This window comes from Gordonia asplenii (assembly GCF_012933505.1).
Classification (GTDB): domain Bacteria; phylum Actinomycetota; class Actinomycetes; order Mycobacteriales; family Mycobacteriaceae; genus Gordonia; species Gordonia asplenii.
Map to the genome: position 1 here is coordinate 37,721 of NZ_JABBNB010000033.1, position 11,637 is coordinate 49,357.

Sequence of the window (11,637 nt, forward strand, 5' to 3'; positions counted from 1 at the left end):
CGTGAATTGGCGTCCCCGTGGCAAGTACGCGAGGGCAATGTTCCCTTCGACCACTATGACGGGGACGCGTGCTTACGCCGGGGGTCGTCGGTGCGTCGTATCCGGTGTCGATCTTGGCGGGTCACGCTGCGAATGTCTTCGAGCACGCCCGCCCAGTCGTACAGAACGTCGTCGTAGGTGAGTCGCATGGTCATCCATCGGTCGATCAACGTCATCCGGTCCCGTCGACGGTCATTGCGGTAGGACGCTTCGTCGGAGTGATAGAGCTTGCCGTCGCACTCGATCAGCAACGCACCGACAGCGAGATCCGCGTGCTCGTGCCTGCTGATCGACGGTTGCACCTCGACGCTGAATCCCGCGGATATCAACCTCAGGCGTGCGATGGACTCGGTGCCCGACTGCGACCGCGCGTCGCATCGTGCGAACAGTCGTGAGACGGTCTGCGTCACTCGCCCCATGTCGGCTTGGAGGTCGGGAATGGTGATCTCGGTCGAGTTCAGGATCGAATCGACGATGGCGATCCACTCTTCGCCGGTGACGCAGCGGGCCGCACAGCCCACCGCGACGGCCACCGAATCGACGGCCGCGGTCACCGGCAGCGGCCTGCCGTAACCCTGGCACCAGTGGAACGGGCCGGTGGGGCGCGCTGTCGTCTTCATGTGTTTGCTGCGGCGGACGTGGGTATCGGAGTAGCCCGACGGGATCCAGATCTTCGGCCACCGGTGTTGTTTGTGGAAGCTGAGTGCGCCGACGCAACTCAACGCGCCGCCGGCCATGACGGCCGAGACGACGTCGGGGTGAGCGGCGTCGGTCCGCACCCACCCGCGCCCGATGGAGATCAGCCGCTGCGCTCGCTGAGCTCGTCTGATCTCAGTCGGCGGCCAGCCCAACGCGACGAGTTCGGCGATCGTGAATACACCTGAGTCCATAGCCATGCACGGTTAGACGCAGAGCGGGGCCGATCGGTTTCATCCGACTTCGAAGCGCGTGAATTGGCGTCCCCTCCATACCCCTCGGAGGGCAATGTGCCCTCCGAGGCCATCCACGGGGACGCGAAGTCACACCACGTATCGCGTCGGTACCGCTGGGTCGCCGTGCGACAACCCCAATCCCTCCCACGGCAACGACACCAGCGCCGCCGCGAGATGTTCGCGTGCGTCGGCCAGTCCGGGCAGGCCGTCGACGACGTCGCCGCCCCGGACCAGAGGAATCTGCAGTTTGCGCACCTGCTCGCCGTCCGAGCCGTCGACGCCGGGGGAACCGCCGGCACGGAAGACGACTTCCTCGGTGATCGTGCCGGACGCCCGCGACACCCGGACCGCTTCTTTGGCACCGCCCCGGGACTCCTTGTGGCTGGCCCGCTTGGCGACCGGCCGACCGTCGACCTCGACGAGTTTGTACACCATCCCCGCGGTGGGTGCGCCGCTGCCGGTGACCAGGGACGTGCCGACGCCGTAGGTGTCGACCGGTTCGGCACGCAGCGAGGCGATCGCGTACTCGTCGAGGTCGCCTGACACGACGATCTTGGTCCCGGTGGCGCCCAGCCCGTCGAGTTGATCGCGGACCTGACGAGCCAGGACACCCAGGTCGCCGGAGTCGATTCGGACCGCGCCCAATTCCGGACCGGCGACCTCGATCGCGTTGAAGACGCCCTGGGTGATGTCGTAGGTGTCGACGAGCAGTGTGGTGCCGACGCCGAGCGCCTCGATCTGCGCCGCGAACGCGGCCTTCTCGTCGGGACCGGCGTCGCCGGTGAATGCGAGTGTGAAGGCGTGAGCCGCGGTGCCCGCGCTGGGGACGCCGTAGCTGCGGGCGGCCTCAAGGTTCGACGTCGCGGCCAGCCCGGCGATATAGGCGGCTCGTGAGCTCGCGACCGCCGCGCGCTCATGGGTGCGGCGTGATCCCATTTCGATGATCGGGCGGGTGCCGGCAGCGCTGACCATGCGTGCCGCCGCGGAAGCGATGGCACTGTCGTGGTTCATGATCGACAGGATCACCGTCTCCAGCACCACGGCGTCGACGAAACTACCCCGCACGGTCAGGATCGGCGACCCGGGGAAATAGAGTTCGCCCTCCCGGTAGCCGTCGACGTCGCCGGTGAAGTGGTAGTCGCGCAGCCATCCGACGGTGTCGGCGTCGAGGAAACGTTCGACGAGCGCGATCTCCTCGGGCCCGAACCGGAAGTCGGCGAGTGCTTCGAGCACACGCCCGGTGCCCGCGACCACGCCGTAGCGGCGGCCGTCGGGGAGGCGTCGAGCGAAGACCTCGAACACGCACGGACGGTGCGCGATGGGTTGCCGCAGGGCTGCCGAGACCATCGTGAGTTCGTAGTGGTCGGTCAGCAATGACGTGTTCTGGCTCATCACATCAACTACCCTAGGCCTTATGCCATTCACAGCTACTGGGAGCGGGCCGCTTGTCGCCGGCGCCGGGAGCGTAGCGAGCGGGCCGCTTGTCACCGCGAGCCTCCCGGACAGCACGCCCGGCGGGGCGACCCTCGCCGAGCCCGACGTCGGCGAGGACACCTCCATCGACCGCCCGTGGGTCACGATCGTCTGGGACGATCCGGTCAATCTGATGCAGTACGTCGCGTTCATCTTCCAGAAGCTGTTCGGATACTCCAAAGCCCGCGCCAACGAACTCATGATGCAGGTCCACACCGAGGGCAAAGCCGTCGTCTCCAGCGGGGACCGCGACAAGATGGAAGCCGACGTCCGGCGGCTGCACACCGCAGGTCTGTGGGCCACCATGCAGCGAGACAGTTGATTCGTGCGCACCTGGAAACGCGTGGGCCGGTCGCCCAACTATCGCTATCGATCTCAACTCGACGGCAATGAAAGCCAACTGATCGCCTCCGTCGTCAACTCCCTCGTCGAGCTCTTCGACGAACGTGAGCAGACGGCGCCGCACGACGAACTCGCCGCCATCACCGGAATCACGGTCGGGCACTCGACGGCCCCGACCGATGCGACGCTCGGTCGACTGCTGCCGGACTTCCATCGACCCGACCAGGACGAGGAACTCTGCGCCGAAACAGTCAACGGAAACGTCAACGCGGCGCTGCGCAGCGTCAACGAACCGCATATCATCTCGGCGAAAAGGGCTGCGGCACAGACACTTCTGGATTCGCTGCCGATGAACGGCGGCAACCTAGAGCTGACCGAGGCGCAGGCGCTCGAATGGCTCACCGCGCTCAACGACGTCCGGTTGGCGCTCGGTGCGATGCTCGGCATCACCGAAGACACGCCCGAGGAATTGCCCTACGACGACCCGAAGGCGGGCCATCTGGAGGTCTACCGATGGCTGACGCTGGTGCAGATGCTCCTGGTGGAAGAGCTGATGCGGTGAACGGTGCGGCCCCCGCCTCCCCGGGCCGTCGCATCACCGACGTCGGCGGCGTCATGGTCGGGCATCACCACCGCGTCGACGACGACGCCACCGTCGGCGGCGAGCAGCCGGGCACCGGCTGGGCGTCGGGCACGACGGTCGTTCGGATCCCGGCCGGATCGGTGACCGCGGTCGACGTGCGCGGTGGGGGACCGGGCACTCGCGAAACCGACCTGCTCGACCCGGTGAACACGGTGCTCGGTGCGCACGCGATTGTCTTGACCGGCGGAAGTGCTTACGGGCTGGCCGCGGCCGACGGCGTGATGTCCGCACTGGAGTCAGAGGGCGTCGGCCTGCCGATGGATCTCCACGGGCATGTGGTGCCGATCGTTCCCGCGGCGGTCATCTTCGACCTGTTGGTCGGGGACTGGGCCAAGCGCCCCGACGCCGATTTCGGTGCGCGCGCCCTCGCCGCGGCGGCGGTGGACTTCGAAGTCGGAAGCGTCGGAGGCGGCACAGGTGCGCGGGCCGGTTGCCTCAAGGGCGGCATCGGGACGGCGAGTGTCACACTGGCCGAAGGGCCGGGCGCGGGCGTCACGGTCGGTGCGTTGGTGGTGGCCAATCCAGTCGGTGACGTCCTCGATCCGGAGACCGGACTGCCCTGGGGCGCAAGCGAATCGATGCTCTCCAGGTTCGGCTTGACGAGGCCCACCGACGACGACATCTCCGCGCTCGCCGACTTGAAGGCCAAACAGACTGTTCTCAATACGACGATCGGTGTGGTGGCGGTCGATGCGAAGCTCGACGTCGCGTCGACCAAGCGAATCGCGATGTCGGCGCACGACGGGCTGGCCCGGGCGATTCGGCCGGCGCATTCACCGCTCGACGGCGACACATTGTTCGCGGTGGCGACAGGAGCCGTCGAAGTGGAGCGGTCGCCGCTTGTCCCACCGGGCATGAACCCCGACGTCGCGTTGGTCGGGATGCTCGGCGCGGCGGCCGCCGACATGGTGGCCGAGGCGATCGTCGACGCCGTGGTCAATGCTACGTCGGTGGCGGGGGTGTCGAGTATGCGTGAGGTTGTGGGGTCCGCGTTCAGGTGAGATATTCGAACAGGCCCCAGCGCGGCAAGGGGAGGATCGTCCTCGCCTATTTTCCAGTCGTTGCGATGCGCTGCAGTACCGACGCTGCGTGACTCAGTGCACCGTTGATCGAGTCGAACCTTCCTGTCGAGTCTCCCATCTTGCGGAATGTCTTGCCGCGTAGCTGGCGTCGGACCTCAAAGGTGAAGTTCGATCCATTTGGGTTGGGCGGAACAATTTCGGCCTGCCAATTGCTTGCATTGAGGAGATGCTGGCCCAGCCATTTGTTTTCATTATCTGGAGCGGGATGCCAACTGACGAGGGGACGGGCTATTTCTAGTTTGTAGCGAAAGTCGCTGGCGGTGGCTATGCGCTTACTCGGGTCGGCCTTAAGTGCATTGCCGACCGCTTGTCGCAAACTTCGGTGAATGTACGGCTGCCAATCGCGACTCGTCAGATTTGAGGCTGGCTTGCCGTCAAGTAATCCGCGAACACGACGGTCGCCGTTCAGGAGGCGATAGGCAGTCACTCCCAGTGCATATACATCGCCGACGGTATTCGTGATTGTTTGCGACGATCTCGACTCAGGAGGTAAATGCGCATAGTAGCCGAAAGGAGCGTCCGCCCCTTCGTGCGTTCCACACGCTAGACCAAAGTCGCTCACTTTGACGACATGGTCGTCGTCCAGGAGCAGGTTTGCCGGCTTGATGTCCCTGTGCAGCAGGCCTGCAGCATGGATGTGCTCGACCCCACGACATGCTGCCTCCATGATGCGGAGCGCATCGGTCACCGGAACCGGGTCGCGGCCATACTTATCCGCGACACTCCCGTTTGGGAGGTACTCCATCCTGATCACCCTGTCTCCTGCTTCGGTCAGGTCTGTCGAGTAGACCTCCACGACATTGTCGGCGCTACCGAGCAACATGGCCTGAGCTTCTGTGAATTCAGTGCTGAAAATCCAGTCAACGTCGAGATACTTTGCGGCAACCAGTCGGTCGAGACCTTCGTCGTGCTCAAGACAGACATGACTGAAGGCCCCTTTGCCCAGATTTCGTACGTGGCGAAACGGGGTCACTCAGACACCTCGTCAGGCAACTGAGACAATGCAAGTAACGCGAGATCTCTGAATGTGCCAGGAATATCGCGCAAACACGGTAGGTTGGCCTCGAGCTCGGCGAACTCGTTAATCTTGACGCCGAACGCCTTAGCGATGTAGCGAGACTTGATGGCTGTAGTATCGAGTTTGGCCTTTCCGAGTGCAGCTCGTATCACACCGTCAACTTCGATTCGCGATACGAGCGAATCTGAAAGATTCCCGCCGGCAACTCTCTGGATTGCCGCACGAATTGGCGTATGAAACTTCACTAGTTCTGCGACTTCTTGCGCGACCCAGAGAAGCTGCGCCTCGCGGTTATCCTTGGGGGTAGTGACCTTCTTACGCATTACAACGGCGGCAACGTTTCGGTCAGTCCCGTCGACCAATATCCAATCGAATCCATCCTTTCTGGATTTGAACGCGATTGCCTTCATGGGTTCCTTTCCGTTTCTGTCGAATCTCTTATGAAGCAGTCCAACGCGGTGATCATCCCTTCTCCTCCGCAATCCGCGGCGCCATTGCCTCCATTTGACTCATCACGCTCGCGATCGCGGCGGGCTGTTGGTCCGGTGGATAGCCGTACTTCCGCAGCAGTCGCTTGATCGATGTCCGCAACTTTGCTCGCACATCTTCGCGAACAGTCCAGTCGAGCCGGGTGTCACGGCGCATCGTCGCGACCAGGTCACGGGCGATCGCAGCGAGCACGTCGTCGCCCATTACGTCGACCGCGGAATCGTTCTGATGTACCACGTCGTAGAAGGCGAGTTCGTCGGTGGACAATGGCGGATCGAACTGCTTTCCTCGATCCGCTTCGGCAACAACATCTTTCGCCAACTCAGCAAGCTCGGCCAGAACTTCGGCCGCGGTGAGCTGCTGATTGGTGTACTTGAGCATCAACTCGTTGATGCGTTCGGAGAACTGCTTTCGCCGAACCTCGTTGCCCCCGGTGGCGAGTCGAGCGCCTTCCTGCAGGCTCGTCTTCAGCGCCTCGATGGCCAGGTGCACCTTGCTCTCCGACTGCGCGTCGTGCACCCATTCGGGAGTCAGGTACTGCAGGTCGGGAAGGCCGAGGCCTGCCTCGCGATAGATGTCGATCACCCCGTCGCTCGTCGCAGAAGTCACGATGAGGTCGCCGAGCTGACGCGCGATGTCCTCGGGGATCGGCTCTCCGCGGCTCTGGCGATCGCGCGCATCAAGTTTCGCCAGCCAGGTACGGATCTCCTCGTAGAAGCGGACCTCGGGGCGAACCTTCTCAAGGTCAGGGTCGTTGTGGGCGGCGCCGGCGGTCAATGCCCAGGCGCGGGCCAGCTTCGCAGCACGATCACGGAACCGCTCTGCGAGTGGACGCGCGTCGGGATCATCCGGATCGGAGTTGCCGGGCGTCGTCGGCGAGCGCAACAGGCTGATCACCTGGTTCACGGCAGAACGGTAATCGCCTGCTCGTGCGGCGTCGAGCCACGTGTCTCCGACTATTTCGCCGATTTCCCCGAGCAGAGTGTGGACGATCGCCGCCGCCTCGGCCATGTCCTGCCCGACCAAGCGTTCGCCGGTCTCGGCGGTGTTCCGAGTGAACTCGCGCAGTGCCTTCGTCAGGTTGTCGGCGAGTGGAGAGTAGGCAACGAGGAGTCCGTCTTCCTTTCCCCGGTAGGTGCGGTTGACGCGGGCCAGCGTCTGCATGAGCAGGGCGCCCTTGAGGGGGCGGTCGACGTAGAGCGTGTGGAGCGCGGGAGCATCGAAGCCGGTGAGCATCATGTCCTTGACGATGACGATCTGCAGCTCGTCGTCGGCGTTTTTGATGCGCTTCTTGATGGCAGCGATCGCGCTCGGTCGACGCATATGCGTCTTGATGGACGCCGAGTCGCCGGGTGTCGCGGTGTACACCACCTTGACGACGCCGCGGTCGTCGGCGTCGTTGTGCCACTCGGGGCGACGCTCGATCAACTCCTGGTAGAGCCGCGCGGCAATGGATCGGGTCGCGCACACGACCATCGCCTTGCCGGGACCGCCGATGAACGGCTCCATCACCTCTCGCCTTGTCTCCCAATGCTTCACCAGGTCGTCGGCGAGAACCGCCAGGCGCTCGGGCGCGCCGTACACGGTGTCGAGGACGGCGACGGTGCGTGCGATGCGATCGGCGTCGGCTTCGTCGAGGCCGGAGGTGAGTTCTTCGGCGGCGTCGTCGATCTCCTCGTCGTCGACGCCGGGCTTGCGAGCGAGCTTGATCAGTCGGGGCTCGAACTTGACGGGCACGGTGGCGCCGTCGGCGACGGCGCGGTGTAGGTCGTAAATGTCGATGTCGTCGCCGAACACCTTGCGGGTGTCGCGCTCGGCTTCGGTGATCGGCGTTCCGGTGAACGCGATGAGCGCAGCGTGGGGCAGGGCGTCGCGAAGGTGTCGGGCGTAGCCGTCGATGGTGTCGTAGTGGCTGCGGTGGGCTTCGTCGGCCAGCACGATGATGTTGTGGCGGTCCGACAGCAACGGATGATCGACACCGGCGTCGCGTTCGGCCTTGGTGAGTCCGAACTTCTGCAGCGTCGTGAAATAGATTCCGCCGCTTCGTCGTTGGCTGAGCTCGGCGCGAAGCTCCTCCCGGTTGGCCACCTGCTGGGGCCGCTCGGGCAGCAGCGCCGAGATCTTGAACCCTTCGAACAGCTGGGTGTCGAGTTCGGTTCGGTCGGTCAGGACGACGACGGTCGGATTGGCCAACCGGGAGTGTCGCATCACCTTGGCGGAGTAGAGCTCCATCTCCATCGACTTGCCCGACCCTTGGGTGTGCCACACGACGCCGGCGCGGCCGTCGGAGTCGACGGCGATCACGGTGCTGGCGACGGCCTTGGTGACGGCGAAGTACTGGTGCGGCTTGGCGATGCGCTTATGCAGACCGGTCTCGGCTTCGTCGAAGGCGGTGAAGTCACGGAGCAGCTGACCGAAGCGGTCGACGTTGAAGACTCCGGCGACGAGGAGATCAAGCTCGTAGTCAGGGTCGCCGTCCTCGTCGGGGGTTCCGGGCTCCACCGGTGCACCGTCGTCGTCGACGTTCCACGGGGCGAAGTGGTTCCAGGGCGTGAACGGTGTTCCGTAGCTTGCGGTGAGATAGTCCGAGGCGACGACGAAGCACGCGAATCGGAAGGCCATCGGAAACTCGTGCAGGTAGGTCTGGAGCTGATTGAAGGCGACTTGAGACGTCGCCTTGGTGGCACCGGCCTGTTTGAGCTCGATAATTGACAGGGGGAGACCGTTGACGTAAAGGACGATGTCGAATCGTCGTTCGTATTCGCGACTACGAATGGTTACCTGGTTGACAGCGTGATATTTGTTGCGCGCTGGATCGCTGGAGATGAACCGGATTGTCGGGGTGACCTCTTGACCGTCGTGGTCGATATAGCTGATACCGGTGTACCCGTTCACGAGTATCTTGTGCAGACGGAAATTCTCGGTGATCACGTCTTGTGACTGTGGTGTGGTCACTTCAGCCAACGCCTGGTCCAGATATCCGATGGGTACGCCCGGATTGAGATTCTCCAGCGCGGTGCGCAGGGTGCCGGTGAGAACGATGTCGTGCCAATTGTCGCGCTCGCCACTACCCGGTGCGACGTCTTTGCCGTCGCGATGCTGCCATTCCTCACCAGCGAGTTGGTCGAGGGTCCAGGCTTCCCAATCGGCTTCGGTCATGACACCGGACATATCAATTGTCTCCATTCACCAGGTACGTCGCGTGCGGAGTCACTTGGCTCCACTCCCCGGCGTAGCTCTGGGTTCGCTCATCGGTGGTCGGGTTCGATAAGCCGATAGCTTTGGCTTCGGCTGTTGCGAGGTTTCAAGGCCTGGACTTCGCCCCGATCTTGCAGGGCACGTAACCGTCGTAAAACTGCGTGATAGTTCATCTCAAGGGTTTCGCTTATGTCGCGAGCAGTCGTGTGACCTGCGCGGATCGCTTGTTTGACTGCATCGAAATCGACGGCGATTCCCGTTGCGTGTGCGCCGGGCTCTTTGAGCTCTGCGGGTCCGACGATTCTGGTGTCCACCGCGGGTGGACCTGCGGGGAGCAGTCGATATGTCGCATATCGACGGCCGCCGGATACTGTGGCGATGTTGCGTTCGACGAGGTCTCGTAGTGCGTCGCCGGCGACGTGTCTGTCGATTCCCCAGGCTTGGAGCATTCCATTCGAGACTCGACCTGTTGAATGCATGATTGCGAGCGCAAGATTCTGTGCGTCAGACATGTCTCCGAGTCCCAATGTGGCGATCCAGTCGATGACATCGACAGAGAGCAACGCGTGTTGGGGAACAGTTACGGTGACTCGACCCGGCGCAACGTCGAAAGCCGGAGGGCTCATGCCGGCTTGACGTAGGCTGGCAACAACACGTGGCAGTCCGGAGCCTCGATTCTCACTGACCACCTGACCACCCTGGTCGGGTAGTTCCACGTCCGCGAGCAATTGCGATAATGTTGCATTGCGTGAGGACGAAACCTGTTCCTCGGTCCCCAACTCCTCGACGCGGACTGCGCCGTAGATGCCGCCGGGACTCTTGAGCACGAGGCGATCCGGGTAGAGTTCAACGTGTACCTGGGTTCCACGTGCCAGAGGGCCGTAGTCTCGGTGCATCAGCGCGTTGACGATGAGTTCGCGAAAGACCTCGATGGGGTAGTCGTACCGGTCGGCTCGTCCCACGCCACGCACCACCGACGCTGAGCGCATGTTTCGAACCAATGCGGCAGTCGCGTCGGCGACCATGTGCGGAATCGGGCCTGTCACGCTGAGGTTGTCGAGGAATCGTGTGCCATCCGGCTGAGCCTCGCCCATCGAGTTTCCCGGTAAGACCACAAAGCTGACGAACAGCTGGGGATAGAACTGCTGCGGATAGTTGCCTAGGCATAGGAGCCCACCCACCGTTGGTCGTACTTCGTGGCCGTCGCGGACCGCGGCGCCGACCCTGACGAGCGCATCTGCCTCGGATAGGCCAGCGAAACTTCGCGGGGATCGTCTGCGAAGTCGTCGGAGAAGGCTATCGACCAGCGCCCCGTCGAGATCGTCGAGGGTAGCGCGTTCGACGGGTTCGGTATCGTGCAGCGGCTGTGATCGGTTGGCGAGTAGTTGAGTCACTTCGTAGTGGGTCAAGCGCAAGTCGCCGTCGCCACTTCGGATGAACGAGCCTTGGTAGGCGCCACGGGCCGCAACATGGCATGGTTTGTCTAACGGGTCTAGTGGGGCGATGTCTGCACGCACAAGGTGTGAGCCCTCGAACGCCTCGATCTCGATCGGGACCCGGAGCGCTGGGAGGACCCCCTCAGAGCAAGCGGACACCAGTGCGTCGCGGATCGGCCGGGGCTGAAAGCCGAGGGCAGGTACGAAGCCAGACTCTTCGTCCAGACCGAGTATGAGGACTCCGCCGTCGCCGTTTGCAAATGCGCTGAGCGTTTCGACGACGGTCTTGGGCAGTCCCCCAGCCGCGGTCTTGACCTCAACGTTGGCTAGTTCCGCGCCGACAGCGCGCAACCGCGCGACGAGTGCATCAGTCTTCACATGCGATCCTTAGGTAACTCATGCAGTGACTCTAGCGCTAACTCTTGCACTCATGCGGCAGAGGAATGCAAGAGTTAGGCGAGGCGAAGTGTTTGCAGGAGGGTTACGCGATGAGCGGCACTGGCGAAGGTGTACGCGAACCGAAAATGGCGAGAAACCTCTGGTCAGCGCCATGCCCGCCACCTGGTCGGCCCTGCGACGTGCAGCTTTGGCTGCGCGAGCTCGACGATCCGCGCCCATGGCACCACCTTGCGGAACGCTCCGCACTGACTGGCGTAATTGGTGCCGGCTGCATCGATCGCTTCGACGCCGTGGTGCAGAACTGCAGCTTCCTCGCCGAGTGCGTCGGCGAGCCACAGCAGGCCAGATGCGCACTTGAAACTGTTGTAGAAGCGCCTGCCGCTCGTGGACGGGTTGGCGCGGTTGTAGTAGCCGTTCGTGTTGTACTGGCCGAGCCACCTGGTGATGTGGTCGCGTTGATTGTGCCAATGGTCCTCGTTCGCGTATGCCACGCGTGACTCATATTTGTCGGTAATCGGTTGACGGGCGTTGAGTTGGCTGCACACTCTGATGAGGTCATCGGTGTGAATATCGCCGGGTTTTGCGG

The 11,637-nt window shown here is 63.3% G+C and carries 10 protein-coding genes; 3 read left to right on the forward strand and 7 right to left on the reverse strand.

Features of this window, described 5'->3' with window-relative positions; all coding sequences use genetic code 11:
- Positions 1-53: 53 nt before the first annotated feature.
- Together HH308_RS23965 and HH308_RS23970 are read right to left on the reverse strand one after the other, a co-directional pair.
- Positions 54-935, reverse strand: a complete 882-nt coding sequence (locus tag HH308_RS23965) for a type IV toxin-antitoxin system AbiEi family antitoxin domain-containing protein (protein WP_170196784.1) — start codon at positions 933-935, stop codon at positions 54-56.
- 123 nt (positions 936-1,058) lie between these two features.
- The gene (locus HH308_RS23970) at positions 1,059-2,363 is read right to left on the reverse strand and encodes a nicotinate phosphoribosyltransferase (RefSeq protein ID WP_170196785.1); all 1,305 of its coding nucleotides are present in this window, start codon (positions 2,361-2,363) and stop codon (positions 1,059-1,061) included.
- A gap of 22 nt (positions 2,364-2,385) precedes the next feature.
- Here HH308_RS23970 and clpS point away from each other — a divergent pair, with 22 nt between their 5' ends.
- From clpS to HH308_RS23985, 3 genes are read left to right on the forward strand one after another with little or no spacing between them, the layout of a single operon-like run.
- Positions 2,386-2,766, forward strand: coding sequence for an ATP-dependent Clp protease adapter ClpS (gene clpS, locus HH308_RS23975; RefSeq protein ID WP_170196786.1), 381 nt, complete (start codon positions 2,386-2,388; stop codon positions 2,764-2,766).
- Positions 2,767-2,769: 3 nt separating this feature from the next.
- Positions 2,770-3,348, forward strand: coding sequence for an oxidative stress transcriptional regulator AosR (aosR, locus tag HH308_RS23980; protein ID WP_170196787.1), 579 nt, complete (start codon positions 2,770-2,772; stop codon positions 3,346-3,348).
- The gene (locus HH308_RS23985) at positions 3,300-4,430 is read left to right on the forward strand and encodes a P1 family peptidase (protein ID WP_170196788.1); all 1,131 of its coding nucleotides are present in this window, start codon (positions 3,300-3,302) and stop codon (positions 4,428-4,430) included. Before aosR ends, HH308_RS23985 begins: the two co-directional genes overlap by 49 nt.
- A gap of 46 nt (positions 4,431-4,476) precedes the next feature.
- Here HH308_RS23985 and HH308_RS23990 read toward each other — a convergent pair whose 3' ends face one another.
- The 5 genes from HH308_RS23990 to HH308_RS24010 all read right to left on the reverse strand — a co-directional run bounded on the left by HH308_RS23990 (position 4,477) and on the right by HH308_RS24010 (position 11,542).
- Positions 4,477-5,484 (reverse strand): serine/threonine-protein kinase, encoded by a 1,008-nt coding sequence (locus HH308_RS23990; RefSeq protein WP_170196789.1) that lies wholly within the window; start codon positions 5,482-5,484, stop codon positions 4,477-4,479.
- Positions 5,481-5,939 carry a hypothetical protein gene (locus HH308_RS23995; RefSeq protein WP_170196790.1) on the reverse strand — a complete coding sequence of 153 codons (459 nt, stop codon included), beginning with the start codon at positions 5,937-5,939 and terminating at the stop codon, positions 5,481-5,483. The genes HH308_RS23990 and HH308_RS23995 overlap by 4 nt, the downstream gene beginning before the upstream one ends.
- Positions 5,940-5,991: 52 nt before the next feature.
- Positions 5,992-9,189 carry a type I restriction endonuclease subunit R gene (locus HH308_RS24000; RefSeq protein WP_170196791.1) on the reverse strand — a complete coding sequence of 1,066 codons (3,198 nt, stop codon included), beginning with the start codon at positions 9,187-9,189 and terminating at the stop codon, positions 5,992-5,994.
- A gap of 77 nt (positions 9,190-9,266) precedes the next feature.
- The gene (locus HH308_RS24005) at positions 9,267-11,030 is read right to left on the reverse strand and encodes an ATP-binding protein (protein ID WP_170196792.1); all 1,764 of its coding nucleotides are present in this window, start codon (positions 11,028-11,030) and stop codon (positions 9,267-9,269) included.
- A 164-nt stretch (positions 11,031-11,194) separates the two neighbouring features.
- On the reverse strand, positions 11,195-11,542 hold the full coding sequence (locus HH308_RS24010) for a hypothetical protein (RefSeq protein WP_170196793.1): 348 nt from the start codon (positions 11,540-11,542) through the stop codon (positions 11,195-11,197).
- Positions 11,543-11,637 lie beyond the last annotated feature (95 nt).

Coding starts and splice junctions, on each gene's coding strand:
- HH308_RS23965 (WP_170196784.1), bottom strand. CDS start 935: ATGGCTATGGACTCAGGTGTATTCACGATCGCCGAACTCGTCGCGTTG.
- HH308_RS23970 (WP_170196785.1), bottom strand. CDS start 2,363: ATGAGCCAGAACACGTCATTGCTGACCGACCACTACGAACTCACGATG.
- clpS (WP_170196786.1), top strand. CDS start 2,386: ATGCCATTCACAGCTACTGGGAGCGGGCCGCTTGTCGCCGGCGCCGGG.
- HH308_RS23985 (WP_170196788.1), top strand. CDS start 3,300: ATGGCTGACGCTGGTGCAGATGCTCCTGGTGGAAGAGCTGATGCGGTG.
- HH308_RS23995 (WP_170196790.1), bottom strand. CDS start 5,939: ATGAAGGCAATCGCGTTCAAATCCAGAAAGGATGGATTCGATTGGATA.
- HH308_RS24000 (WP_170196791.1), bottom strand. CDS start 9,189: ATGTCCGGTGTCATGACCGAAGCCGATTGGGAAGCCTGGACCCTCGAC.